At 58.6% G+C, this 25,253-nt stretch carries 24 protein-coding genes and 2 tRNA genes; 7 read left to right on the top strand and 19 right to left on the bottom strand.

The window, feature by feature from the left end; all coding sequences use genetic code 11:
• Positions 1 to 163: 163 nt before the first annotated feature.
• The 3 genes from ACFKSJ_RS04880 (at position 164) to ACFKSJ_RS04870 (ending at position 4,073) form a co-directional block, all read left to right on the top strand.
• Complete coding sequence (locus tag ACFKSJ_RS04880) at positions 164 to 2,656, top strand: DUF3821 domain-containing protein (protein ID WP_440951132.1); 2,493 nt, start codon at positions 164 to 166, stop codon at positions 2,654 to 2,656.
• Positions 2,657 to 2,828: 172 nt separating this feature from the next.
• On the top strand, positions 2,829 to 3,584 hold the full coding sequence (locus ACFKSJ_RS04875; RefSeq protein WP_440951131.1) for a right-handed parallel beta-helix repeat-containing protein: 756 nt from the start codon (positions 2,829 to 2,831) through the stop codon (positions 3,582 to 3,584).
• Positions 3,585 to 3,632: 48 nt separating this feature from the next.
• The gene (locus tag ACFKSJ_RS04870) at positions 3,633 to 4,073 is read left to right on the top strand and encodes a tetratricopeptide repeat protein (RefSeq protein WP_440951130.1); all 441 of its coding nucleotides are present in this window, start codon (positions 3,633 to 3,635) and stop codon (positions 4,071 to 4,073) included.
• 63 nt (positions 4,074 to 4,136) lie between these two features.
• On the opposite strand, the gene ACFKSJ_RS04865 is transcribed toward ACFKSJ_RS04870, so the two are convergent.
• The 3 genes from ACFKSJ_RS04865 to ACFKSJ_RS04855 all read right to left on the bottom strand — a co-directional run bounded on the left by ACFKSJ_RS04865 (position 4,137) and on the right by ACFKSJ_RS04855 (position 6,565).
• On the bottom strand, positions 4,137 to 4,784 hold the full coding sequence (locus ACFKSJ_RS04865) for a hypothetical protein (RefSeq protein WP_440951129.1): 648 nt from the start codon (positions 4,782 to 4,784) through the stop codon (positions 4,137 to 4,139).
• A gap of 78 nt (positions 4,785 to 4,862) precedes the next feature.
• Positions 4,863 to 5,648 (bottom strand): ABC transporter permease, encoded by a 786-nt coding sequence (locus ACFKSJ_RS04860; RefSeq protein ID WP_440951128.1) that lies wholly within the window; start codon positions 5,646 to 5,648, stop codon positions 4,863 to 4,865.
• Positions 5,645 to 6,565, bottom strand: coding sequence for an ABC transporter ATP-binding protein (locus tag ACFKSJ_RS04855; protein WP_440951127.1), 921 nt, complete (start codon positions 6,563 to 6,565; stop codon positions 5,645 to 5,647). The genes ACFKSJ_RS04860 and ACFKSJ_RS04855 overlap by 4 nt, the downstream gene beginning before the upstream one ends.
• A gap of 117 nt (positions 6,566 to 6,682) precedes the next feature.
• Between ACFKSJ_RS04855 and ACFKSJ_RS04850 the strand changes: the two genes are divergently transcribed.
• Both ACFKSJ_RS04850 and ACFKSJ_RS04845 read left to right on the top strand, forming a co-directional pair.
• A complete protein-coding gene (locus ACFKSJ_RS04850; protein ID WP_440951126.1) occupies positions 6,683 to 7,174 on the top strand; it encodes a YkgJ family cysteine cluster protein in 492 nt (163 codons plus the stop codon).
• Positions 7,152 to 7,418 (top strand): hypothetical protein, encoded by a 267-nt coding sequence (locus tag ACFKSJ_RS04845; protein WP_440951125.1) that lies wholly within the window; start codon positions 7,152 to 7,154, stop codon positions 7,416 to 7,418. Before ACFKSJ_RS04850 ends, ACFKSJ_RS04845 begins: the two co-directional genes overlap by 23 nt.
• Before the next feature lie 165 nt (positions 7,419 to 7,583).
• On the opposite strand, the gene ACFKSJ_RS04840 is transcribed toward ACFKSJ_RS04845, so the two are convergent.
• Positions 7,584 to 7,657, bottom strand: a tRNA-Val gene (locus ACFKSJ_RS04840).
• A 235-nt stretch (positions 7,658 to 7,892) separates the two neighbouring features.
• Here ACFKSJ_RS04840 and ACFKSJ_RS04835 point away from each other — a divergent pair.
• Together ACFKSJ_RS04835 and ACFKSJ_RS04830 are read left to right on the top strand one after the other, a co-directional pair.
• A complete protein-coding gene (locus ACFKSJ_RS04835) occupies positions 7,893 to 9,239 on the top strand; it encodes a PAS domain S-box protein (RefSeq protein WP_440951124.1) in 1,347 nt (448 codons plus the stop codon).
• Positions 9,240 to 9,320: 81 nt separating this feature from the next.
• The gene (locus tag ACFKSJ_RS04830) at positions 9,321 to 10,295 is read left to right on the top strand and encodes a hypothetical protein (RefSeq protein ID WP_440951123.1); all 975 of its coding nucleotides are present in this window, start codon (positions 9,321 to 9,323) and stop codon (positions 10,293 to 10,295) included.
• A 540-nt stretch (positions 10,296 to 10,835) separates the two neighbouring features.
• On the opposite strand, the gene ACFKSJ_RS04825 is transcribed toward ACFKSJ_RS04830, so the two are convergent.
• The 15 genes from ACFKSJ_RS04825 to ACFKSJ_RS04755 all read right to left on the bottom strand — a co-directional run bounded on the left by ACFKSJ_RS04825 (position 10,836) and on the right by ACFKSJ_RS04755 (position 25,243).
• Positions 10,836 to 11,612, bottom strand: a complete 777-nt coding sequence (locus tag ACFKSJ_RS04825; protein WP_440951122.1) for an SIMPL domain-containing protein — start codon at positions 11,610 to 11,612, stop codon at positions 10,836 to 10,838.
• A 71-nt stretch (positions 11,613 to 11,683) separates the two neighbouring features.
• The gene (locus ACFKSJ_RS04820) at positions 11,684 to 11,971 is read right to left on the bottom strand and encodes a ferredoxin-thioredoxin reductase catalytic domain-containing protein (RefSeq protein WP_440951121.1); all 288 of its coding nucleotides are present in this window, start codon (positions 11,969 to 11,971) and stop codon (positions 11,684 to 11,686) included.
• A 40-nt stretch (positions 11,972 to 12,011) separates the two neighbouring features.
• The gene (gene purQ / locus ACFKSJ_RS04815) at positions 12,012 to 12,704 is read right to left on the bottom strand and encodes a phosphoribosylformylglycinamidine synthase subunit PurQ (protein ID WP_440951120.1); all 693 of its coding nucleotides are present in this window, start codon (positions 12,702 to 12,704) and stop codon (positions 12,012 to 12,014) included.
• The gene (purS, locus tag ACFKSJ_RS04810; RefSeq protein ID WP_440951119.1) at positions 12,704 to 12,946 is read right to left on the bottom strand and encodes a phosphoribosylformylglycinamidine synthase subunit PurS; all 243 of its coding nucleotides are present in this window, start codon (positions 12,944 to 12,946) and stop codon (positions 12,704 to 12,706) included. The genes purQ and purS overlap by 1 nt, the downstream gene beginning before the upstream one ends.
• Entirely contained in the window at positions 12,946 to 13,671 is a 726-nt protein-coding gene (gene purC, locus ACFKSJ_RS04805) for a phosphoribosylaminoimidazolesuccinocarboxamide synthase (RefSeq protein WP_440951118.1), read from the bottom strand. Before purC ends, purS begins: the two co-directional genes overlap by 1 nt.
• On the bottom strand, positions 13,668 to 14,651 hold the full coding sequence (cofG, locus tag ACFKSJ_RS04800) for a 7,8-didemethyl-8-hydroxy-5-deazariboflavin synthase subunit CofG (RefSeq protein WP_440951117.1): 984 nt from the start codon (positions 14,649 to 14,651) through the stop codon (positions 13,668 to 13,670). The genes purC and cofG overlap by 4 nt, the downstream gene beginning before the upstream one ends.
• 224 nt (positions 14,652 to 14,875) lie before the next feature.
• Positions 14,876 to 14,987, bottom strand: a tRNA-Met gene (locus ACFKSJ_RS04795).
• A gap of 88 nt (positions 14,988 to 15,075) precedes the next feature.
• A complete protein-coding gene (locus tag ACFKSJ_RS04790) occupies positions 15,076 to 17,169 on the bottom strand; it encodes a NosD domain-containing protein (RefSeq protein ID WP_440951116.1) in 2,094 nt (697 codons plus the stop codon).
• A gap of 142 nt (positions 17,170 to 17,311) precedes the next feature.
• On the bottom strand, positions 17,312 to 19,408 hold the full coding sequence (locus tag ACFKSJ_RS04785; RefSeq protein WP_440951115.1) for a NosD domain-containing protein: 2,097 nt from the start codon (positions 19,406 to 19,408) through the stop codon (positions 17,312 to 17,314).
• A 66-nt stretch (positions 19,409 to 19,474) separates the two neighbouring features.
• Entirely contained in the window at positions 19,475 to 20,947 is a 1,473-nt protein-coding gene (locus tag ACFKSJ_RS04780) for an acetyl-CoA carboxylase biotin carboxylase subunit (protein ID WP_440951114.1), read from the bottom strand.
• Positions 20,944 to 22,683 carry a pyruvate/oxaloacetate carboxyltransferase gene (locus ACFKSJ_RS04775; RefSeq protein WP_440951113.1) on the bottom strand — a complete coding sequence of 580 codons (1,740 nt, stop codon included), beginning with the start codon at positions 22,681 to 22,683 and terminating at the stop codon, positions 20,944 to 20,946. Before ACFKSJ_RS04775 ends, ACFKSJ_RS04780 begins: the two co-directional genes overlap by 4 nt.
• Before the next feature lie 46 nt (positions 22,684 to 22,729).
• Positions 22,730 to 23,383, bottom strand: coding sequence for a hypothetical protein (locus ACFKSJ_RS04770; RefSeq protein WP_440951112.1), 654 nt, complete (start codon positions 23,381 to 23,383; stop codon positions 22,730 to 22,732).
• Positions 23,365 to 24,063, bottom strand: a complete 699-nt coding sequence (locus tag ACFKSJ_RS04765; RefSeq protein ID WP_440951111.1) for an ATP-binding cassette domain-containing protein — start codon at positions 24,061 to 24,063, stop codon at positions 23,365 to 23,367. Before ACFKSJ_RS04765 ends, ACFKSJ_RS04770 begins: the two co-directional genes overlap by 19 nt.
• A complete protein-coding gene (locus tag ACFKSJ_RS04760; protein WP_440951110.1) occupies positions 24,063 to 24,737 on the bottom strand; it encodes an energy-coupling factor ABC transporter ATP-binding protein in 675 nt (224 codons plus the stop codon). Before ACFKSJ_RS04760 ends, ACFKSJ_RS04765 begins: the two co-directional genes overlap by 1 nt.
• Positions 24,734 to 25,243 (bottom strand): biotin transporter BioY, encoded by a 510-nt coding sequence (locus ACFKSJ_RS04755; RefSeq protein WP_440951109.1) that lies wholly within the window; start codon positions 25,241 to 25,243, stop codon positions 24,734 to 24,736. Before ACFKSJ_RS04755 ends, ACFKSJ_RS04760 begins: the two co-directional genes overlap by 4 nt.
• Positions 25,244 to 25,253 lie beyond the last annotated feature (10 nt).

The following is a 25,253-nucleotide window of genomic DNA, read 5'->3' as shown; positions in this document are numbered from 1 at the left end:
TTCAGCAGAAAGTACAACTACCTTCCCGTGGTGGCAAGACAAACGCCTGCGCTGTGAAGATAGGGAATGGTCAATCCCGGGTGCTCCTACCATTTCGTAACCGTACTTTAATCCATCTATATCCCAAATCTGAATAATCAACTGGGAAGGGATCAGGCAAGGTATGAAACAGAAAACGTTCGCACTGCTTCTGATGATCGCACTGGCGCTCTGCCTCGGACTCGCATGCACGCCAGCAGTCACAGCGACGGTGAAGATCATGCCACTCGGCGACTCGCTCACCAAAGGATTGACCGATACCACGGAGGCTGCGAGCCACCCGACGTACCGGTACTGGCTCTGGAACGAACTGAAGTCCAAAGGATATGATGTGGACTTTGTCGGGAGCTGGACTGACCCGAACTTCAATGTGTACTTTGATCAGGACAATGAAGGACATGGCGGGTATACGACATCAGGGATCCTCGACGGCGTCGAAGGCGACACACAGGGGCGTCTGGCCGACTGGCTGACCGGGTATACGCCGGATATCGCTCTGGTGATGCTGGGGACCAATGATGTGCTGAACAATGTCCCGACCCAGCACAGCATCTACAGTCTGGGGAGGATCATCGATACGATCCGGCAGAAGAATCCGAATGTCCGGATCCTGCTGGCCCAGATCCCCTCGACCTCCATCCCCCGTGACAACCTGCTCGCCCTGAATGCAGCGATACCCGGCCTGGCAGCCCAGAAGAGCACTGCCCAGTCGCCGGTGACGGTCGTCGATATGTACACCGGGTTCGATGGGGTCGCCGACACCCAGAACGGAGGCGTCCACCCGGATGAGAGCGGTGAGCACAAGATCGCAGCCAAGTGGTATGCAGCGCTGGCCCCGATGTTACCGGTCTCCCCGACGCCAACCCCCACACCAGTTCCAACCCAGGTCCCGACACAGATCCCGACGCAGATTCAGACCCCGACCACCCAGTATCAGTCTCCAACCTTTGTACAGGGAAAAACGCAGGCTTCCAATTTCCAGCCAGGCACTGCTGTTGTTCCCACCCCCCAGGTACTGCCCAGTTCTGCTCCCACGGCATCCTCGCCGATCCTGAATGCCGGGCTGACCAATGCGGCACCGGTCCCGACCGCTGTCGCGTCGGTATTCACAGCACAGGGAGTGAATATGATCCAATCCCCGGGCGCGACGGTGTATGCCGGAGAGATCGGGCTGAACATCGTCAACACCGGAGTCCAGAACGGGTACACGCTCGGTTGCTTCAATACCGGGGTCGACCCGCAGACCGGGTCACCGGCACAGGTGATGATCGTCAACGATGTCACAGACTTTGCAGTTCACCCGTCTGCGTATCCCGGAATCTGGTACTCGCTGAACACCACCCCAAAGACCCCGGTCTTTACGGTCGCAGTCCCCTCCCTTGCGCTGACGGTTAGGGATGTAACGGCCAACCGTCCGGTACAGGGAGATACCGTGCTGAAGGGGCGGCACCTATCATTTGAACTGACCAGCAACCTGGAGGGGTTCCTCTCCAGGCAGGTCGGTGCTCAGGTTGCGGTCAAGATCAAGAGCCCGACCGGGTCTGTCTTCACCTCGGTGATCGATACGCAGGGAGTGACCACCGCGCTGGATCCGCTGACCATTACGTCCAACACCTTCAGGGTGACCGGAACCGGGATCGATGGAGCGGCCTGGGATACCGGAAATTCCCTATACGAACCGGGAGAATACCAGATCTGGGCAGAAACCGAACTGGATTATCACCACCATGCCTACTGGAGCCCGGAAGGTATCGACACGATCGGAAAGACGATCACCACCCCACTGAAGATCACCCTGACCCCGCTCGACGGGTCGACGCTGGTTCCGGCCGGGACGGTTGATGCGGGTGCTGCGGCTCAGACGATCGCATCGGTTGCCGCAACGACGGCGGTGCCGGTCACCTCCCAGACAAAGAATCCGATCATCACCACCAACGCCACCACAATCCAGCCGGTCCAGTCACAGCAGCCGATCGCTGCGAGTGCCCCCGGTGCAGACCAGAAGCAACCCTGGACCAGTTACCTGATCTACCCCCTCCTCGCGGTTTTTCTGATCGCAGCGGCCGGGATCATCTACCAGACCCGGGGGAAGCCCGATCAAAGGGGCCGGCCCCGGAGTCCACGGCATGGCGTGACCAGGGAGGTCAGGCCATCGGGGCTCGTGATCGGTGAAGGGGTCTCCCTCTCGCCGCGAACCCTGATCGTCCTTGACAAGGTCGCAGCCTATGACCCCCAGACCGGGAGTGTCGGCACCCTGGCCGCACTGCTCCACCAGGTTGAGCAGGACGAGTGGATGCAGTCCAGAAACCCGGACTTCCGGCTGACCCAGATCCTCAACCTCTCCTCGGTTCCAAGCCTGCCGATACCGGATTCGATCGCCCGCTGGGCTGAAGAGATCGGGTACAAGGTGATCGCCGTCGACCGGCGGGGCGATGTCCTCTTCTACACCCGGTTCATCCAGCAGGGGGAGTCCTACCTCCGGGTGATGACGATGGACGAGCTCGTCGAGCGGATTCAGCACCCCGCCTCTCCAGCAGAGCAGGCGAAGAAACAGACCGAAGAGCAGGCAGAAGACCCCTCTGACGAGAGTTCACTGCACTACAGGGATTGGATCTGATCAATTCAGAGTCCAGACAACACTTTTTTTCCAGAACGAAACGTGATTATTTATACTTCTACTGCTATTCACGGTCTGAGTCTCCAGGCGGCAAGAGAACGCCTGAGACGACAGGGACCATCTGGAGAGACAGGTATCCTCGTCCTGACCAGCCCCTGGAGGTACAGGTATCATGATAAAAGGAGAAACAGGCAGGTTCATTCAGGTTATCATTCTCTGTGTGCTGGTTGCAGGACCATTGATCTGTCTCCCGGTCGCCGCGGCTCCGGTCGCCATCAGCGGTCCGACGGTGATCACAGCACCCGGGAACTATATCCTGACCAGGGATATCGTATCGAGCAGTACTGTCAGGTGCATTGAGATCAGGGCACCGAACGTGGTCTTCGACGGTCAGGGGCATCTGATCAGTGGCTCCGGACAGCCCGGAACATCGGGGGTGTATGTCGCCAGCGGGCTCTCGTCAGGGCCGGTCACCATCAGAGATGTTAAGGTGAAGAACTGGGACCAGGGGATCACCATCTCTACAACCCGGGCCAGCATTGAACGATGCACGGCCACAGAAAATACCCAGGGGATCACGCTCAGATTTGCAGCGGGTACCAGGATCACCGGCTGCACGGCCTCGAACAACACTCGGATGGGGCTTGACCTGCATGACACCACCAGGGCAGTCCTGACAAGGAACACGCTCACCGGGAATGCCGCAGGGATCGGACTGCTGACTTCACCGGGGGCCACGGTCTATTCGAATACGATCACGAAGAACACCTGGGGTGTCGTAGCAGAGTCCTCGAATAATCCGGTCATAAAAAACAATCTGTTTGTCATGAACGGGGAAGCGATCGTGCTCAGTCATTCGACCGGGGCGGTCATCAGTGGGAACAGGATAATCCCCCCAGTGGGTAGCGGTGAGGTAGGAGCAGAATGATGGGGAGAACCATACCCTTAAGTAGAAAAAAAGGGAGCTATTGAGGTGATGAGGCAAGGAATTATCGGCATTATGGTGCTGGTTGGACTCCTGACCTGCATGGTCATCCAGCCGGTGATGGCAGAGACGGCTGAAGAACTGTTTATAAAAGGGCAGGATCTTGCAGACCAGGGAAAGTATGATCAGGCTGTCCAGGCTTACGACCAGGCGCTTGCCACCGACCAGAAGAACGACCAGATCTATTACTTCAAAGGAAACGCCCTTCTGTATCAGAAGAAGTACCAGGAGGCGATCGATGCCTATACGACGGCACTTTCAATCAATCCACAGAACACGGCGGCCCAGCACAACCTGAACACAGCCAAGACTCAGATGGCGCAGGCCTCGGTGGGAGTTCCGACCGCGACCCCGACAAAGAAGTCGCCGGTTTCGCCGCTGATCGTCCTTGGGGCACTCGGCCTCTTTGGTCTCTTCAGACGGGCACTCTAGGTTAATCCAAAAAAACGGGTGCCGTGCCCTGTGCAGAGCACCCAGACACCAATTTTTAAAAACTTAGAACCAGGCATACAGGATCACGGTATTTGCGAGCACGATGAATGCAGTGAACCCGATCAGTGCCATCGCCGGGTCGACCTTTGGCGAGTGATTCGCTCTTCTCGGAACGAACCCGAAGAACGCGTTCGCGTTGATGAGATGAAAGACTGTTCCAAGGATTAACAGCGGCACGATCAATCCGATCGGCATTGCGAGTACGGTGACCACTACATAGAGGAGGAATTCAAAGGCGAATGCAGCCCGTTGATTATCCCAGAGCCCGTACCCGAGTTTTCTATCCCCTGACCCAAACCCGAGCACCGGCAGGTCCGGTCTGTGCATGACCAGGTCGAGCAGCCAGTGCGAGATCGCGGCCGCGACGAAGAGGGCACCGGCCAGCGGTGTGAAGAGGTAGGCCACGACCGCACCGAAAAGGCAGGCGATCAGCCCGCCGATCACCAGGGAGTGTGAGTATGGGTAGTGCAGGAACGAGACGTCCTTCACAAGCGGGGAGATCGGGTCGACCTCGACCTTCTCGACTCCACAGAAGACCAGGACTGGCCAGAGCAGGTCGGGGAGGGAGACCCCTATCAGCAGCACCAGTGGGGGGACGGATGGAAAGAGTGCGAGCAGCAGATATGCGACTGCAAAATGACCTATAAACAAAGTATCGCTTCCATTTTATCGTTTCACCGCCGGAAGGTTTGAGGAGATCAGGGATAAATGTGACCCCCCCGCTGGCCGTCAGACGATCAACCGCTTCTTCATCAGGTTCACTGCGACGACGATCAGCAGAGCCGTGACGACCAGGATCCAGCCGAGGCTGATCAGCAGGACCGGGCCGGCTGTGTTGAGCGCAATGCTCCTGCTTATCAGCACCACATGGGTCAGGGGCAGCAGTGCGTACGCCAGGTACTGCAGGGGGAGAGGGAGGAGCGAGAGTTCAAAGAAGGTTCCGCCGAGGAGGAGCATCGGGGTGATGAAGAGGAACGACGGATAGTTCAGCGTGTCGATCGACGGCGAGAGCGCTGTGAAGCACATCCCGATCGCCCCGAAGAGCAGCCCTGCCAGAAATGCGAACGGGATCAGCACCAGGGAGATCGGCAGGGCCAGCACTCCGAGGAGCGAGAGGACGAGCAGCATCCCGGTAACATAGATCATGGACCTGGTGGCCCCCCAGAGGATCTCCCCGACGATCACCTCCTCAAGGGTGGTCGGGGTCGCGATGATCGCATCGAAGGTCTTCTGATAGTACATCCTGACGAACGAGCCGTACGTGCACTCGAAGAAGGAGTAGTTCATCATTGCGATAGCGAGGATCGCAGGGGCCACAAACTGAGCGTACGAGACCCCTTCGACGCCGCTGATATAACTCCCGACCCCGAAACCGAGCGCAGCCATATAGACCAGGGGCTCGATCAGCGGCGGGAAGACATTCACCTTCCAGGTCTTCATGAAGACCAGGAAGTTTCTGTACCAGACCGTCCAGACCCGGTGTGAGACCGAGGGGATGGTGAACAGTTCCTTCAATCCACCAGCCCCCTGCCGGTCAGTTTCAGAAAGACATCTTCGAGGGTCGGCCTCCGGACGGCGATCTCCAGCGGGCCGCACGCGGCCAGCAGCAGGGCGGTCACCTCGTCGGGCTTTTCGGTGGAGATGAAGATTCCTTCACCCCCGACCCGCTCGAACTCCAGTTCGTTCTGATCGAGGCAGTCCAGCACTGCCGGCAGGGCCCTGGTCTCGACCAGATGGCTGCCCATGGAGGCGCTGACGATCGTAGCAGGCGGACCTTCGACCAGGATTTTCCCATGGTCCATGATGATCAGCCGGTCACAGAACCGTGCGGCTTCGTCGAGGTAATGGGTCGAGAGGAGGATCGTCACCCCTTCGTGCTGCAGGGCGCGAAGTTTCTCCCAGATCAGGTTCCTGGCCTGAGGGTCAAGACCGGTGGTCGGTTCGTCCAGGACGATCAGTCTGGGTTCGTTGACCAGGGCCCTGGCCAGGATCAGCCGCCGCTTCATCCCGCCTGAGAGGGTCTCGATCACCACGTCCCGCTTCTCCTGCAACTGCATAAAGTCGAGCAGTTTCTCTGCACGTTCTGCGGCTTCTCTCTTCGGGATGTCGAAGAACCGGGAGTACATCAGCAGGTTGTCGTAGACCGACAGTTCACCGTCCAGGTTGTTCTCCTGGGGGACGACACCGAGCCCTGCCCGGATCTCCCGCTGGTCCCTGGTCGTGTCCATGCCAAAGACCGAGAGCCGCCCGCCCGACCGGGGGGAGATGCACTCGATCATCCGCATCGTGGTGGTCTTCCCGGCCCCGTTGGGTCCGAGCACCCCAAAGACCTCGCCCTCATCCACCGTGAACGAGATCCTGTCCACGGCCACGACGTCTCCAAACTTTTTGAGCAGATCCTCTGCAACGATCACAGCACTGATGATCTTCACCCGGCCACTGGATTCTATGGGCAGATCGAGTACATCATTCTTTCGCGCCGGCCGACGACCAGTCGATACCGCTGCAGGCAAAGCCTTGAAACCGGAGCAACGATATACAGGTGATCGATGGCGGTCTTTATCTGCACGAAGTGTGGAAACTGTTGCAGGGCGATCGGTCCGCAGATCGAGATCGAGCGACGTCTGGGGTCCAAGGACTGCTACTGCAGGTTTCGGCTGACCGGCGAGCGATCGCTGGTCCACCTCGAACCGGGCTTCTTCCTGCCGGACGAGGACGAGCCGGCAGAGGCCGGGGTCTGTCCGTTCCTGGTGGAGGGAGAGGGCGGTGCAACCTGCACCGTCTACGCCACCCGTCCACGATGGTGCAGGGAATATCAGTGCATCGTGATGCAGATCGCCGGCCGGCAGGGAGAACGGATCGGGAAGGTCAGTGGCAGGCGGTCCCTGTCGACCGTTGACCCTGAGCTCCAGGCCTGCTGGGAGCAGCAGGTCCGGCCTCTCACGTCCCCGGACGATGGGGCATGGCTGCAGCAGGCCGGAGCGATACTCAGAAGAGCAGGCTACCAGGTGAAGATCTATGACGGAACAGACGATGCGTGAACTTCCTGTGCAGAACAAGCGGGTCCAGTGCACTGATACTGAAAAGGTGACCCTGGACCGGTGCAGGTTCTGTGTCCATTCGCGGGCATTCCTTGAAAAGAACTCCTGGGTCACCTCGCCGGCGCGGGCCTACTGCATGCGCGAGCGCGCAACAAACGAGGTGGATCTGACGCGGGTCACCGCGGTCAGGTGCGATGACCAGTCGGGCGAGGGTTATCGATCGATGATGAACATCATCGGATGATCCGGCATCCCGAGCATATCTCTTCTTCTGCAGGGGAACGTGGGCCGATGCAGAGAAAAATGCGGTCCCTGCGTGAGGTCAACCGGAAGATCTGGATCCATCTCCGGGTCGTATCACGTGACAGAAGAGACAGAGAACATTCAATTTTTATTCTGGAACAAAGGATGGGCTCGGCCGGACTCGAACCGGCGATCTTCGCCGTGTAAGGGCGACGTCATAACCAACTAGACCACGGGCCCTTTGAACCCAGAAAATTTGGTTTCTCCAGTAATAAAACTGTTGATCCTGAGCGGAAAGGGCCTCCACCAGGGACAAAGGCGGGCAGACGGTCGGTCCGGGTTGTTTCACACTCCAGAGGAAAAGGAAAAAACTGGCAGAATTTTGATATATTTCCGCTCTGAATGGCAGATCTGCACAGTCAGGTTGCTGTGCAGAGCAGAACTATTTAATACCTGAACGTTTATTTGAAGAGCAATGCCATCCGAAGAGGGGACGATTGTCTCGTTTGATCTCCTTTCCCAGATCAAGAGCATCCTCAAGAACAACCCAAAAGGGATGTCAGTCACCGACATCTCGCACAAACTGAAGATGAACAGGAACTCTGTTGCCAAGTATCTGGACATCCTCTCGATATCGGGACAGGTTGAGATGCGGACCTTCGGCCCTGCAAAGGTCTATTTTCTCTCTCAAAGGGTTCCGCTCGGGGCTATGCTGAACCATACGGCTGAATATATCCTGGTGCTGGACAGTGGACTCCGGGTGATTCAGATCAATGATCGGTTCCTTGAGTTTCTCCATGAGGACCGGGACTTTTTCCTGGGAAGAACACTCGAAGAGACGGCGATGCCGATTGTATCTGAACAGATAATTCTTGATAAGATCCTGGAGACCTTCACGAAAAAAGAGGTGAAGCTCGAAGTCCAGTATACCCAGGCCGACGGTGACCTTTTCTTTCGCGTGAAACTGATATCGACGGTCTTCGACGACGGTACCCCGGGGGTCACCATCATCCTCGAGGAGGTGACCAGCCAGAAGCGGGCTGAGATCGCTCTGAAGGAGAGTGAACAGCGGTTCCGGGAGGTGGTCGAGGTCTCGCCGTACCCGATCTCGATCATCGACCCGCAGGGAATGTACCTGTACATCAACAGCAGGTTCACCGAGGTCTTTGGTTATACAAAGGAGGAGATCACCTGTGGCAGGGACTGGTTCAATGCTGCGTACCCTGACGAGACCTATAGGAAGCAGGTGATCCATGCCTGGATCACCGACATCGAACAGGCCGGAGAGAGGCCGGTCAGTCCACGGCTCTTCAGGGTCACCACCAGGTCCGGAGAGGTGAAGGAGGTGATCTTCCGGACAGTCAGACTCTCGGACCAGAACCACTACATCACCTATGAGGATATCTCCGAAAGGAGGAGGGTCGAGGAGGCGCTCGCCGAACAGAAGAGGGTCGACGAGGTGGTCTTCAACAGTATGCAGCGGTTGCAGCGGTTCAGAGAAATACCCGAACGGTCGCTGGACCTGCTCTTTGGACTCGACCCGGAGGGGAGGATCACACAGGTCTCCCCTTCGTTCGAGCGGATCACCTCTTTTTCGGCTGCAGAGGTCAGAGGACGACCGCTCAGCGACCAGATCCGGGATGCAGAGATCCCACTCTCTTCAGAATTCTTCAGGCTGATGCATGCAGGCGAGGAGATCGAAGGGATTGAACTGCAGTTGATCAGAAAGGACGGTTCTGTGGTTCCGGTGATGATCAACCTGGTGCCGGTGATGTCAGGCACCACGGTCATCGGAATCCAGGGGAAACTCCTCTGGGTTTAACGGCAGTTTCCACCGTTCCACCCTCTCTTTTTCCTGTTCGATATTATTATACCTCCAGGGATCGGATTATAAGTACTCAAAATGAAGAAACGATTCCTCGCAGTCAGCGGGCTCCTTGGCTGGCTGCTCCTTGTCATTGTGCTGATGATCATCTCAGGCAATGTCAATTCAGAGATCTATTTCGTCCTCGGGCTGCTCGGGCTGATGGTGGTGGCGATCCTGATCACGCCGATCTACTCGAAACCAAAATATGCCAAAAAACTGATGCTGGTCCGGTTTTTCGGGGCGTTCCTCTTCATCGCGCTCTTCTTCGAGCAGTTCATCACCGGCCTTCCCGGGATCAGCATCCCGCTGATAGGGTCGTACATCCCGCTCGAGCAGGTGCTGATCATCGCCACCTCGCTGCTCGGGGTCGTCTCGGTCTTCGCCGGAGCGATCGTGCTGAACAACTCGCAGGGGATATCCTCGGAGATGATGCAGAAAGCACTGGCCGTTTCAGACGAGCACGACTGCAGGCGGATTCGCGAGGATGCGGTCTCGTACTACCTGCCTCCTGATAAGGTGGGGGGCAGCGTGATGCAGTTCGTCCCGGAGTCGGTGGAGAAGCCGGCACCATCCAAGGCGGTCGTGACCTGCATCAATGGCGAACAGGTTCGCGGACAGTTCATGGTCCCGAGCGGGTACCCGCTCCTCCAGATGCTCCGAAAATCGTACGACCTGCGGCTCCCTGTCAAAGAGGAGGCGTTGCTGGTGGCGATCAAAGAGATCTGCGAGGATGTGATCGAGATCGCAGACACCGTGGATGCAGTGCGAAAGGAAGGGTTCATCCTGATCGAGCTGCACAACTTCCGGCTGATGTCGATCTGCACCGACATCAAGGACGACTTCCCGGCCTGCTGTAAGATCTATCCCTGCCCGATATGCAGTCTCATCGCCTGTATTCTGGCAGAAGGGCTCGGGATCACCTGTACGATCGAGCATGTCCGGTCGGACCCGAGGGTCCATTCGATCACCCTCTACCTCTCCCTGATTCCACTCAGGGAACCCGTTTTTTAACGTTCCCCCTATCCATAGGAGCTTCTGAAAGGCATTCCCAATCCTCTTTTATCACAGGTCGGGTCTTTCCCGGAACATCATCATGCAATGGCTGCGGCCCTCGGCCAGTACCTCATGATGAATACACCGATCAGGGCGACTGCGGCGCCGATGATATCACATCGATCCGGTATTACATGATCTGTCTGCCCACCCCCAGAGCGGTGCGAGTGCGATGAAAATTCCGCCATACGCTGCATATTATCTGCTGCTCTCCTCTCTGATGGGAATTTCCAAACACGGGATGTTCGTGCCCGGAGATCCCCGCTGCCGAAATGCCGCCGCTACCTGCCAGAGGCGGTCGTGAAGACCCCAGCGTGCACCACCGTGTAACACCACTGATCTGATTCACAACCAAAAACCAGTACAAACGGGCGGCCAGTACGTCGTGAGATCTCACTATCGAGTGCTGGTGTCGACGATCAGAGGGACGTGCTGGCCTCGCACATTCTACGCATCCTGCTGCACCCCGGTAGATGACAAAAAAGGAGGAAAGTCCGATCAGGCGATCAGATAGACGACCGAGACCTGAGCCGTCACTGTGATGGTCCCCGGTGTGATGGGGGTCGACGGAGTCGCAGCCGGCGCTGCGGCGATACCCTTCGCCAGCGAGGCATAGGTGACCGGTGTGCTGAGGCCGTCGATCGATACATCCTGCACCTGGCCGACACTCACCCCGAGCGCCGCCGCCGCTGCCTCGGCATCGGGGCGGGTCTTGTTGACGGCCTCGGTGATCACCTGCTTCCGATAGACCGCGGTCTGTGCATCACTCAAACTGAAACTGAGTGAATCGACACGGTTGGCCCCTGCAGCGGTCGTCAGGTCGATCACCTCGCCGGCCCGGTTGACATCGGTCAGTTTCACCTTCAGGGTGTTGGTGACACGGTACGACTGGATCGTCGTGTTGGCGGTGGTGACGACCGGCATCGACGACGAAGTGGCCTGATCACTGTAGATCGGAGTAATCGAGTACCCGGTCGTCTGCAACGACTCATTGGGGATGCCGGCTTTCTTCAGTGCATCCGTGCAGGTACTCATCCGCTGTGCATTCTCTGCCTGTGCCGCCTTTACATCGGCATTCTGGGTTTCAACCGAGAAGAGTATCTCAGCCCGGTCCGGGGCCGTCTGTACTTCCCCGGTCGCCTGCGTGTGGATCAGCCGATCGGTTGACTGATCGGTCTGGGGTACACCTGACGATGTGGTCGCTGCGGTCGAGATCATCGCCGTGGCTCCCAGAACCACGAGAAGACCGATCAGAAATAAAAATTTATGTTTCATACCGGATCGAAGAGTCATCCCCTTTCATCTGGAAAAATGTTTCGGAGGTCCGGCGCCCCCAAAGATCAGGTTCAGGGCTGTTTATTTTCAAAGAAGAGGTTACAGTGGCAGTGACCGTCCTTATCGATCTCCTGGGTGTGATAGATGCACGGGCAGACGATCGCACGATCCTTCTCCGGGTCCCCGCTTCTGATCCTGCACGGACAGTACTGCTCACCAAACCGTTTCCGGTTTCGGACCAGGCCGCGGAGTACATTCGTCAACTGCACACGATCCGGGTTCAGACGGAAGCCGTGCTGATCGGCGTACGCTGACGCCCACTTCTCCTCTGCTGTGGTGTCTATCTCATCTGCTGCCATGATATCGTAGTATCGTTATCAGCGATGCTTCCTGTTGAGGTTATCGATGGAGATACGCGATCATCGATTCAAAGATCCGCCTGCCATCCGTCGAACCGAGCACCGCCTCGGATGCCCGTTCAGGATGCGGCATCATGGCGAGTACCTGCCGGTCCTTCGAGAGGACGCCGGTGATGTTCTCGAGCGAGCCGTTCGGATTGGACGACGGCGTGACGGACCCGTCCGGCTCACAGAACCGGAACGCAACCCGATCTTCGCGTTTCAAGGTTGCATAGTCCCTTTCATCGACGACAAAGCGTCCTTCTCCATGGGCGATCGGAAGCCGGATCACCTCACCTGTCGAGAACGCACTGGTGAACGGCGTGTTGACGGTCTCGACCCTGACCAGCGCCTCTCTGCAGATGAACCGGGGGTCTTCGTTCCTCGTGAAGATGCCGGGGATGAGCCCGCTCTCTGCGAGGATCTGTGCACCATTGCAGATCCCGAGCACCAGCCCGCCGGCTGCTGCATGCTCCTTGATCTGGTCCATGATCCTGGTCCTGGCAGCGATGGCCCCTGCACGGAGGTAGTCGCCGTACGAGAAACCGCCGGGGATCACCACAGCATCATAGGACTTTTGAAGGTCGTCATGGTACCAGACGAGATCGGTCTCGACACCGAGCACCTGATCGAGCACGTGATAGGTGTCGAGGTCGCAGTTGGAACCGCCGAACTGGACCACAGCAAACCGCATCAGGCTACCTCAACCGTATAGGTATGAATCACCGGGTTTGCAAGCAGCCGCTCGCAACTGGCAGTGGCCTGTCTGAGAGCCTCATCCCGGTCGGCTGCCTCGATCGTCAGATAAAAGAGGCGTGCGGTCGAGAGGGACTCGGCGGGAAGCCCGATCGAGCAGAGCGCCTGCTGGATCGCCCGTGCCTCGGGGTCGAGCATCCCTGGCTTCAGTGCAATGGTGATCGTTGCGGTGAACTTCATCACTGCACACCCCCCTTCACCGAGGTCTGGATCCGATGTGCCACCCGTTCATAGGCTTCCATCACGTCCCCCTTATCGAACCGGTAGACATCCTTGTCCAGCGACTCACCGGTGGCCACATCCCAGAGCCTCATCGAGTCCATGCTGATCTCATCACCAAGGTACAGCGAATCCCCGGCCTTTCCGAACTCGATTTTGAAGTCCACAAGGGTGATCCCGATCGAGGCAAAGAACCTGACGAGCAACGCATTGATCGCAATCGCCATCTCCTTGATCCGGCGGAGCTCGCTCCTCGTCACCAGGTGAAGTGCAAGGATCAGGTCATCGTTGAGCATCGGGTCATGCCGGGCGTCGTCCTTGAAGTCGATCACGATCACTGGCGGGTCGAGGATCGCTCCCTCTTCGAACGGGTACCGCTTCACAATCGAACCTGCGGCACGGTTCCGGACGATCACCTCGAGCGGGATCATGGTCAGTTCCCTGACGATCATCGTCGAGGGGTCTGCCATCCTGATGAAATGGGTCGGGATCCCGTGCTCTTCGAGGAGCGGGAAGAAGTAGGCCGAGACACTCGCATTGTACTCCCCTTTCTTCTGCAGTACATCCTTCTTTCCACCGTCAAATGCGGTGATGTCGTCCCGGAACCTGACGATCAGTTCACCGTCCACACCGGATCGGTACACTGATTTTGCCTTGCCTGTATAGAGTAATTCCTCTTCGTTCACAGAGATCTCTCCTGGATTTTTATTGATAATGCCCTGATCAGCGATTCCATCGATGGGGGATACCAGCCCCGCGTGATGTACTGGGGATAGATACAGAGCCGTTCTCTGAGCACAGCGTCGCCCGCCACCTCGGCGAGACGCTCGATCGCCGGCCAGGGGTGTTCCGGATTCACGTAATCGATCGTAACCGGGGAGATGCCGCCGAGGTCATCTGCACCGCACCCGACGAGTATCCCTGCATCGGCAAGGTTCGGCGCGACCTGAACCGCGACATCCTCCGGGAGGATCGTCCTGGCCATCCGGACCGTCTCGCAGAATGCTTCTGTGGTGATAGGAGCGACACCGGCCATCGGCGTCCCCTCCTTCGGACAGAAGTTCTGGATGATCACCTCCTGGATATGCCCGTACTCCCGGTGCAGGTCGGCGATGGCCTCCAGCGACTCTGCACGGTCCCGGGCGGTCTCACCGATACCCAGCAGGATCCCGGTCGTGAACGGGATACGCAGTTTCCCTGCGCGCGCGATCATCTGGAGTCGTTCTGCAGCCGACTTCCCGACTGAACCCTGATGAGCCGGCACATCGGCCGTCGTCTCGAGCATCAGCCCCATCGAGGCATTCACCTCGCGGAGCCGTTCCATCTCCTTCATGCTGAGCACCCCTGCATTGGTATGCGGAAGGATCCCGAACCGGAGTGCCTCCTTGCAGAGGTCGTAACAGTAGTCGAGGATTGAAGAATACCCGATTGTGGCCAGGCGTTCTGAGAAACCCGGGACCACCTCCGGCCGTTCGCCGAATGTGAAGAGCGCTTCCGTGCAACCGGCAGCAGCCCCCAGCCTGAGCGTCTCGAGAACCTGCTCTCTCCCCATTATGCACCCGTCCTGTACCGGGGTCCAGAAACTACAGTACCCGCAGTGGTTCTGACAGACCGTGGTTAACGGTAGAAATACGTTCCTTGAGAACGTGATTACCCCCTGGTGCATATATACAGATAGGTAGCGGGATCTATTCAACCTTCTCCGTTCCTCCCTGACACCAGGAGCCGGTGCCGGTGTCCGGCCGGTATCCATGGGCCTGCAACGGCCCCGGACCATCACAAAAAATCCCTATTCTCTCCAGAACTGGTGGAGAGCCACGTTTCAGAGCCCTGTGGGTAGGGGGTGGAAGATGATGCTAAAATGGAGAACCTGTCGGGAGGTTCTCTGGATGCTGCGAGTGGGATCCGAACCCACGACCTCCAGATGTCTCAGATTCTGGCGCCTCATATGCTCGTTAAACCCTATGAGTCTGGCGCCCTGACCAAGCTAGGCTACCGCAGCTCGCACAATGTGCACAATAAGAACGCTGGAGAACCAGATAAAGATTCTGTTCGCCGGCTCTCCAGATTGATAAAGGGAATGCCCTTTCTCACAGTCGTGAGAAGAGCGCGGCGATGTCGGCGAAGTCGATCCGCTGGTTGCCGTTGAAGTCGAAGAGCTGCACCGGCTCCTGTGCGCCCATCCAGTCCATCTGGTTGAAGAAGATGGTCACATCGGCGAAGTCGAGTCTCCCATCCCCGTTCAGGTCTTCGTAGAGCCGATCGCGATCAGGATCGGTCGGGGCGAGCTGGTTCGGCGGGATCGGCTGGGGGCCCGGGTTCGCATAGGCGACGAGGGGGAGATGGTCCAGATTGCCGGCCGCGATCTGGAACGGACTGTCTGCGAATCCGTCCCTGTTCTGGTCGGCCGCGAGGTCGGAGAACCCGGTCTGCGTGGTGTTCCCCCAGTAGTTGCCGCCCCGGTACGGTCCGCCGGCCAGGTTCATCCCGGTGGTCTTGTTGGTGTTCCAGGTGATCGCGGTGATTGTCGTGGAGAGGATCACATTCTGTCTGTTGACAAACCGGTTGTCAGCGATCCGACTCTGGTTCATCGAGAAGAGGTAGAGCCCGGCATGCTGACTCTCTATAATCCTGTTGCGCTCGATCCGGACGCCGGTTGTGGAACGGGAGAGGAGGCCGTAGTAGTTGGAGGTGAGCGTGTTGTCAGTGATCGCGAGGCCGGCGGTGTTTCCGTCCAGGAAGAGTCCGGCATACGAGCAGCCGGAGATGGTGTTCTTGCTCACCGATCCGCCGGTGGCATGGTACAGGTAACATCCATCCTCCCAGTTCGAGACGGCCAGGTTGGTGATGTTCAGACCTTCGACTGGATCTCCGTTGTTGTACGCGAGGATCCCGACCGACCCCTGCCGGCCGGAGCCCCGAAGGAGGTGTCCCTTCCCGTCGATCGTCACATTCTGTGCCGTGACCAGGATCCCGGTATCCGCGTCGCTGCTGATCAGGTCCTTTGAGAGGTAATACTCACCCGGAACCGAACAGATGTATGGGAGGGAACTGATCTCCTTTTGGGTAGGTGACGGGGTGGATGCAAAGCTGATGTCCAGTGTGTGCCACCTCAGAGCAGCCCAATCATCATTGTCTTTAGTATGCAGCGTCGCAGAGTAGTCCATGTCCATCGAAACCCGGAAGACGCCCCGTGGATGACCCTTTGAGGTGCCCCAGGAGTTGACCATGATCCAGTACCTGTTTGTCGGGTCGGTGTCATTGTATCCGACGCAGAGTACTCCATGACCCCCGCCCTCTTTTTCGTTATAGAGTGTGTTCTGCCAGGGGGTCATGTTCCATGCGGTCTCCTCGGCGTTGTTACCGAAGAAGTCGAAGAATGAGTCCCAGGCTGAATTATTGGGGAGGGTGAAACCAAAGTAGATTGCACGGTTCTGGTCGAGCACGGCCTTGATGTTGCTGATCGCCTGCTCGTTGCCGATATGCCGTGTCTCGATCCGTTGCGCCTCGATATGATCGATCTGGTAGTACGGTTCGGTGGAGATCGCAAAGGCGGGTTCGTAGGACCGCTGCTCTGTTGCTGACCAGAGGGTCCCGTCCTGATATGCAGCGTTCTGGTTGGACCAGGGGACTGCAATCCCGTTTGTGGTATAGAAACTGGCCAGAGTGAATAAATTTCCCCCACTCCCTGCCCAGTTGTCCCCTGAACCACCATTGTAGTTGGCGTCCAGGTACGAGATCGAGAGCCGCTCCTTCACTCCGTTCTGGACGGCAAGGGCGATCTCCATCACCCCGGTTCCTCCCCAGACCCAGCAGTTTCCGATCCGTCCCTGGTTTCGTTCAGCAGGAGTATAATCCAGGTAGGGGAGGAGGTCCCTGTATCCACCCGCAGCAGTCGTATTATTCTGGAACTGGCTGGAAGAACCGGTGGCCGGCACCGACACCAGGGGTAACGCATTGTCCTGGGCATTCCATGCCCTGAGTTGCTCGGACGAGGGGTGCATCACGGTGTAGACCTGCGTTCCGTCAGCAGAGGGGAGATCTGCCCCCTGGTTCAGAAGATCTGAGAGGAAGGCCGGCACTTTCAACGATTCGTTCGTTGTTTCGGCTGCAGCCGGGAGGATGACCAGACAGCAGCAAACGAAGAGGAGGAGAAGAGAACTGGGAGAAGGGTATGAAGACATCTTGATGATCTATCCGATGCTGAAGAATTTGAATGATCTGAATTTGATCGTTCGAGCCGATTCTGAATATATCACCGTCGACCCTATCCCGGACAGGATGGTGCTGCTCGCCGACCCTTTGAAGAGAGATGGAGGTACTCTCTCACAGTCGTGAGAAGAGCGCGGCGATGTCGGCGAAGTCGATCCGCTGGTTGCCGTTGAAGTCGAAGAGCTGCACCGGCTCCTGTGCGCCGATCCAGTCCATCTGGTTGAAGAAGATGGTCACATCGGCGAAGTCGAGTCTCCCATCCCCGTTCAGGTCTTCGTAGAGCCGATCGCGATCGGGGTCGGTCGGGGCGAGCTGGTTCGGCGGGATCGGCTGGGGGCCCGGGTTCGCATAGGCGACAAGGGGGAGAAGGTCCAGGTTGCCGGCCGCGATCTGGAACGGACTGTCTGCGAATCCGTCCCGGTTCTGGTCTGCCGCGAGGTCGGAGAACCCGGTCTGTGTGGTGTTCCCCCAGTAGTTGCCGCCCCGGTACGGTCCGCCGGCCAGGTTCATCCCGGTGGTCTTGTTGGTGTTCCAGGTGATTGTGGCGGCCGAGTTGGAGAGGATCACATTCTGTCTGTTGACAAACTGGTTGTCCGCGATCCGACTCTGGTTCATCGAGAAGAGGTAGAGCCCGGCCTGCTGATTCTCGGTGATCCTGTTGCGTTCGATCCGGACGCCGGCTGTTGAACGGGAGAGGAGACCGTAATAATTGGAGGTGAGCGTGTTGTCAGTGATCGCGAGGCCGGCGGTATCTCCATCCAGGAAGATCCCGGCATACGAGCAGCCGGAGATGGTGTTCCCGCTCACCGATCCGCCGGTGGCATGGTACAGGTAACATCCATCCTCCCAGTTCGAGACGGCCAGGTTGGTGATGTTCAGACCTTCGATTGAATCTCCGTTGTTGTATGCGAGGATCCCGACCGAACCCTGCCGGCCGGAGCCCCGGAGGAGGTGCCCCTTCCCGTCGATCGTCACGTTCTGTGCCGTGACCAGGATCCCGGTATCAATGTCGCTGCCGGTCAGATCCTTTGAGAGGTAGTAATCGCCCGGAACCGAACAGGTGTACGGGAGTGAACCGATCTCCTTTTGGGTGGGTGATGGAGTGGATGCAAAGCTGACGTTCAGCGTCTGCCACAACTGAGCAGCACCATCATCACTGTCTTTGAACTGCACCGTCGCTGAGTAGTCCATGTCCATTGAAACCCTGAAGACGCCCTGTGGACGATCCTTTGTGACCCCCCAGGAGTTGACCATGACCCAGTACCGGTTTGCCGGGTCGGTGTCATTGTATCCGACACAGACCACCGCATGCCCGCCGCCCTCCTTTTCATTCCAGAATGTGTTCTGCCAGGGGGTCATGTTCCATGCGGTCTCCTCTGAACTGTTTTCCCAGAAGTCGTAGAAGGAATAGAGGGCCGTAGCATTGGGGAGATAAAACATAAATGCCACGGCGCGGTTCTGGTCGAGCACGGCCTTGATATTGCTGATCGCCTGCTCGTCTCCGACATGCCGTGTCTCGATCCGTTCTGTCTTGATCTGATCGATCTGGTAGTACGGATCGGTGGAGATTGCAAAGGCGGGTTCGAAGGACCGCTGCTCTGTTGCTGACCACTTGGTCCCGTCCTGGTATGCAGCGTTCCGGTTGGACCAGGGGATTGCTATCCCTGTTCCTGCATAGAAATCGGCCACAGTGGAGATGTACCCTCCGTTCCCTGCCCATTTGTCCCCTGAACCGCCATTGAAGTTGGCGTCCAGGTACGAGATCGAGAGGCGATCCTTCACCCCGTTCTGGACGGCAAGGGCGATCTCCATCACCCCGGTTCCCGCCCAGGCCCAGCAGTTCCCGATCCGCCCCTGGTCTCGTTCAACAGGGATGTAATCCAGGTATGGGAGGAGATCTTTGTATCCGCCCGTAACATTCGTGCCATTCTGGAGTTGATAGGAAGAACTGGGGGCCGGCACCGACACCGGGGATAACGCATTGTACTGGGTATTCCATGCGTGGAGCTGCTCGGATGAGGGGTGCATCACGGTGTAGGCATGCGTGTCCTCAGCAGGGGGGAGATCTGCCCCTTGGTTCAGATGATCCGAGAAGATGGCCGGCATTTTCAACGATTCGTTCGTCGTTTCGGCTGCGGCAGGAAGGATGATAAGCGTGCAGCAGACGAGCAGCAGAACAAGATAGGGTCTGAGTGAAGAGAACGAGTACATCGATAATAGACGATCAGCTGCAGAAGAATTTGAATGAACTGGATCCGATCTTCTGGATCCGGTTCACTATTTGGTTGACTGCAGATAGACATTGACCGCGGCTGATATGGCCGCCATCTCTTTCCCCTGTCGGAGGGAGGTGGCCAGCGTCTGCATTCTGGTCTCCTCCTCGCGGATGAACCTGGAGAGGTTCCGCTGCACGTGCTCCTCCTGCAGGAAGTGGGTGTGCGTGTCCCCTTCGACAAAGTGGGGGTTGTGCATGATCGCATGGTGAAGCGGAAGGGTGGTCTTGACCCCGAGGATCACATACTCATAGATCGCTCTCCGCATCCGCTCGATCGTCTCCTGCCGCGTTGCCCCGCAAGCACAGAGCTTGGAGATCATCGAGTCGTAGTTGGTCGGGATCGTATAGCCCATGTGGATTCCGCTGTCGACCCGAATTCCCGGACCCCCCGGCGACCTGTACCTGACGATCTTACCCGGGTCGGCCGCAAAGTTATGGAGCGGGTCCTCGGCATTGATCCTGCACTCGATCGCATGCCCCCGAATAGAGATGTCCTTCTGATCGAAGGCGACGTCCTCACCTGATGCGATCGCCATCTGTTGCCTGACGATATCGATCCCGGTCACCAGTTCGGTGATCGTGTGCTCCACCTGCAGCCGGGTGTTCATCTCCATGAAGTAGTAGTTCCCGCCAGAGTACAGGAACTCCACCGTACCTGCATTCGCATAATGGCAGGCCTTGGCGACCGCTATCGCAGATTCTGACATCCGCTCGCGCAGATGCGGGGTCATGATCGGGCACGGCGCTTCCTCGACCAGTTTCTGGTGCCGCCGCTGGATCGAACACTCCCGGTCATAGAGGTGGACCACATGCCCCCGCCGGTCTGCCAGCACCTGGAACTCGATATGCCGGGGCTTGATCAGGTACTTTTCGACGAAGACCGTCGGGTCTCCGAACGCGGACTCGGCGATCCGCATCCCGGTGGCCAGCGCAGCTTCGAGTCCTTCCTCGTCATGGACGATCTGCATCCCGATCCCGCCGCCGCCTGCAGATGCCTTGACGATCACAGGATATCCGATCTCAGCGGCGACCTTCTTCGCATCATCGATGGAGGTCACCCCGTCAGGGGTTCCGGGCAGCACCGGGACTCCGGCGTTGCGCATCATGTGCTTGGCGCCGATCTTCGATCCCATCGCTTCGATCGTCTTCCAGGACGGGCCGATGAAGACGATCCCCTCTTCGAGACAGCGTTTCGCAAAGGTTGCGTTCTCAGCCAGGAACCCGTACCCCGGATGGATCGCCTCGACACCCGACTTCTTTGCGATGTCGATGATCCGCTCCATATTCAGGTAACTCTTCGAGGGGGGAGCCTCGCCGACGAGGAAGGCCTCGTCTGCATACTTGACATGGAGCGAGTTCTTGTCCACACTCGAGTAGATCGCGACCGACTCGATCCCGAGCTCCTTGCAGGCCCGCATCACCCGGATCGCGATCTCGCCGCGGTTGGCGATCAGCACCTTGTCAAAGTACTTCATTCCATCACCAGCAGCACGTCGCCGCTCTGGACGACGTCACCTGCATCGACGAAGATCTCGGTCACGACACCGTCCCGCGGGCTGTGGATCGGGTTCTCCATCTTCATCGCCTCAAGCACCAGCAGCGTGTCCCCCTTCTTGACAGCAGCCCCCCTGCTCGTCATCACTTCGAGGACCATCCCCTGCATGTTGGACTTGATCCCGCCGACGATCTCGCCCCGTGGAATCTTCTCAACCGGCCCCTTCGCGCCGAGCTGGGCTCCCTCGACCGAGAGGATCCGGATACTGAAGATCTCGCCGTCGACCTCGACCTCCATCTGGGATGGTACAGTGCTGCTTGTCCTGGCCACCGGCTCTGATGAGGGGATCACCTCCGCCTTCCGCTCGCCCTTCAGAAACGACGGGGCGATCGCCGGGTACATGATGTAGGTGAGGACGTCCTCCTCGGTGGAGGCCACTCCTGCCTGTTTGGCCTGCTCACACAGTTTATTATAGGTCGGCTCGAGCAGGTCCGCCGGCCGTTCAGTGATCACCTTCTCCTCACCGATGATCTTTCTCCTGATCTCGGCGGTGATTGGGGCTGGCGAACGGCCATACAGCCCACGCACGTAGTCCTTCACCTCCTTGGTCACATTCTGGTATCGTTCGCCACCGAGCAGCACGTTCAGGACTGCCTGTGTGCCGACGATCTGGCTGGTCGGGGTCACCAGGGGAGGGTACCCGAGGTCACGTCGTACCTTTGGAACCTCGCCGAAGACGTCATCGAGCCGGTCAAGGGCGTCCTGTTCCTGCAACTGCGAGACCAGATTGGAGATCATCCCGCCCGGGAGCTGATAGATCAGGACATCAGAGTCGACCCGTTCTGAGATCGGGTTGACCAGGGCACCGTACTTCTCCCGGAGCTTCAGACAGCAGTTCCGGATCTCACGCAGTGTCAAGAGGTCGATCCCGGTCTCCCTCTCCGTTCCCTGTATCGAGGCGACCACACTCTCGGTCGGGGGCTGCGAGGTGCCGAGCGAGAATGGGGACATCGCGGTATCGAGGATGTCGACCCCGGCATCGATCGCTGCCTGGTAACTCATCGATGCAATCCCGCTTGTGGAATGGGAGTGGAGGCAGACCTTGACATCGACCGTCTTCTTGATCCCGGTGATCAGGTCCCGTGCTGCCTGCGGCATGATCAGCCCGGCCATGTCCTTGATGCAGATCGAGTCGCAGCCGGCCGCGTACAGTTCCTCTGCCATCGTGATGAAGGTCTCTGTATTGTGAACCGGGGAGAGCGTGTACGAGATCGCACCCTGCAGGTGACCGCCGACGTTCTTGACCTGATCCATTGACCGCTTCATATTGCGTATATCGTTCAGCGCGTCGAAGACCCGGAAGATGTCGACCCCGTTTGCGGCCGAACGCTCGACGAACCGGTCCACGACATCGTCAGAGTAGTGGCGGTACCCGACCAGGTTCTGCCCCCGCAGCAGCATCTGGATCGGGGTCTTTGGCAGCGCTGTCTTGAGTGCCCGGAGCCGTTCCCAGGGATCCTCGTTTAAAAAGCGGATACAGGTGTCAAAGGTAGCACCCCCCCATGCCTCGACTGAGAAGAAGCCGGCCCTGTCGATCAGGCGGGCGAGAGGTAACATATCCTCAGTCCGGAGGCGCGTCGCGATGAGTGACTGATGGGCATCCCTCAGCGTGGTATCGGTAATATATAGTCTGTTTACAGGATCTGCAGCACTCATTGGATACCTCATGGCCTCGATGTTGCGATAAAAGCCTCAGAGTGGTTCACTGTAAAAGTATAAAAACATCGCGAACAGGCACGATTACAAGCAAACCTATCAGAATCGCTGTGGTTGCAGGGAGGAGATCCGATCGGGCTGTCCTGAATTTAGGGCAGAGCGACCCTCCGCCGACATACCCGCGCAGGGCGAGGAGAGATGCAAGATCCCGGGACCGGTCCAGCTGGGTGTGGACGAGGAGTGTCCCGATCAGCAGCAGGGATCGAAGCCCGGTTCCCTTCCCCTTCAGGGTCAGGGCCACTCTGATTCTCCGGAGGTCCTGGTGTGCGACCTCGAGGGACTGGATCGCTATCTCAGCGAGAAGCCCGATATCGAAGCCGAGATGCCGCCCGAAGAGCCAGACCGCGAGATCCATCATCTCCCCCTCGACCCGTTCTGAGTACGCCCACGATGCGATCAGCAGGACGGTGGTGATACGGAGCAGGTAACTGCCCCCGTCACCGCCGGAGAACTGTGTTGCGACTGCAGAGAGGCCGATCATCGTCCCCATTGCAATGACCACACCTCTCTTCGGGAGGGCCCGCCACGACCGGGTGAAGAGGAGCCACCAGGCCAGGACCAGGGCGGCCGTCAGCATCGAAGAGTATGCCGCCCATGAGAGGACGAGGGTTGCTCCGAGTCTCAACCGTTGATCCTGCATGCCGCCTCCTTCAGATCTTCCGGGGTCAGGTTCTCTGGCAGGACTCCTGCACGAAGGAGCATCAGTACCGGGGGTGGGGCAGTCTGCCAGGACCTGATCCCCTCGGGGACCGGGCCGCAGCAGACCAGCTGGTGGTTCCGGATCTCCCAGATCCTGTCGATCCTTGGAAATGTCCACTGTTCGTGGGTGAAGAGGATTGTGATCCTGTCCTGGCGCGCCCCGAGTCTCTTGCAGATCTGCGTCTTCTCCACGCAGTCAAGCGAACTGAGCGGTTCGTCCAGCACCAGCAGATCATGGTCCCTGGCGAGTATGCAGTTGAGATGGAGCCGTTTCTGCTCCCCACGGCTCAGCGTGAGGGGATCCCGCTCGCTCTGGTCGGACAGCCCGGCCCTGGTGAGGACATGGTCCGGGTCGACCCCCCATGAGGCGGCCTCGGCATGGATGGTCCGCTGAGTGATCTGGTATTCAGGGAACTGGAGCGAGAGCATCGTATCCTGGATCCCGTCACGGACCACCCTTCCCTCTGCAGGTTGGACGACTCCGGTCATCACCTCGGCCAGTGAGGATTTGCCGGCCCCGATCCGCCCGGTGATCAGGTGGACGCCCGGGGTGAAGGTTGCATCGCATGAGAGGGACCAGTCCTCATGCCGGATCACGACCTTTTCCAGTGTGAGACGCATCAGGCCCCCCCCATCCCGGGGAAGAGGGGGCAGAACCCCTCTGTCTCGACCTGGTCGAAGACGTCCTCCGGTCTGCCGGAAGCCTGGACCTGGCCGTCTTTTAAGAAGATGATCTGGTCTGCGACAGATGCGAGGGCCATGTTCTGGGTGCAGAAGAGCAGGTACCTGACTGAGGCGGGCTGCATCAGCCTGGTGATCGAGGCCAGGGTCTGGTGGTCGAGGTAGGCGTCGAACTCGTCGAGGACCAGCATGGTCGGCCTCTTTACGAGAGCTGTCGCCAGCGCCACGACCCCCTTCTCCCCTCCTGAGAGTGTCCTGGTCAGCCGATCGAGGAGGTGGGTGATCCCGAGCCTGTCGCAGACCTGCTCGACAGCGGACTCGGTCTCCTGGCATGAGAGGCCGGCGAACCGGCACGGGGAAGCGACCTCGTCCCTGACCGTCGAGAAGAGGATGTTCCGGTCGGGGGCTGAAGAGACCCAGGCGACCTCTGTCTTTCGCGGGGGCGTCCCATCGATCAGCACGGTCCCCTGTGTTGGGATGGTGAGCCCGGCGCAGACCTCGAGGAGCGTGGTCTTGCCCGACCCGTTCGGTCCGATCACAGCGGTGGCCCCAACATCTATTGAGAGGTCGGGCACGTTCACTACCCGCTGGCTGATCTGTGTGAGGGTGATCATCTGATGCGTCTCTCGATCAGATAGGCGCCGGCGGCTTTGAGGATATCTCCAGGTATAAACGGGAGGACCCCGAGGGCTAGCGCCCCTGCGACCGTCATCCCCGTGGAACTGACCATCCAGAGGGTTCCGCAGAGATAGATGACCAGGGTGCCGACGGTGAGGCCGATCAACCTGACCCCGGTATGTTCCTGTTCGTAGGCGATCCCGACGATGGCCGCAGCCGGAATGAACCCGACGATGAACCCGCCGGTTGGACCGAGCAGCACGCCGACGCCGGAGAGGCCGTTATGAAAGACCGGAATGTTCAGCACGCCGAGCAGCAGGTATGCGAGCGGCGGCAGGAACCCGTACCGTTTCAGGAGTGCCCCGGAGAGCAGGACGAAAAGTGTCTGGAGGGTCAGCGGGACCGGTATGAACGGGATCGAGATCCAGCCTCCAATCGTTATCAGTGCGATGCATGTCGCTGTGGTGGTCAGTACCCGGGCTCGATTGATGTTGCCAAACATTCGTCAACCT

This window comes from Methanosphaerula subterraneus (assembly GCF_052055875.1).
In the GTDB taxonomy this organism is placed as follows: Archaea; Halobacteriota; Methanomicrobia; order Methanomicrobiales; family Methanospirillaceae; genus Methanosphaerula; species Methanosphaerula subterraneus.
Note: the sequence above shows the minus strand (reverse complement) of the source record. Positions and strands in the feature narration are given on the sequence as shown.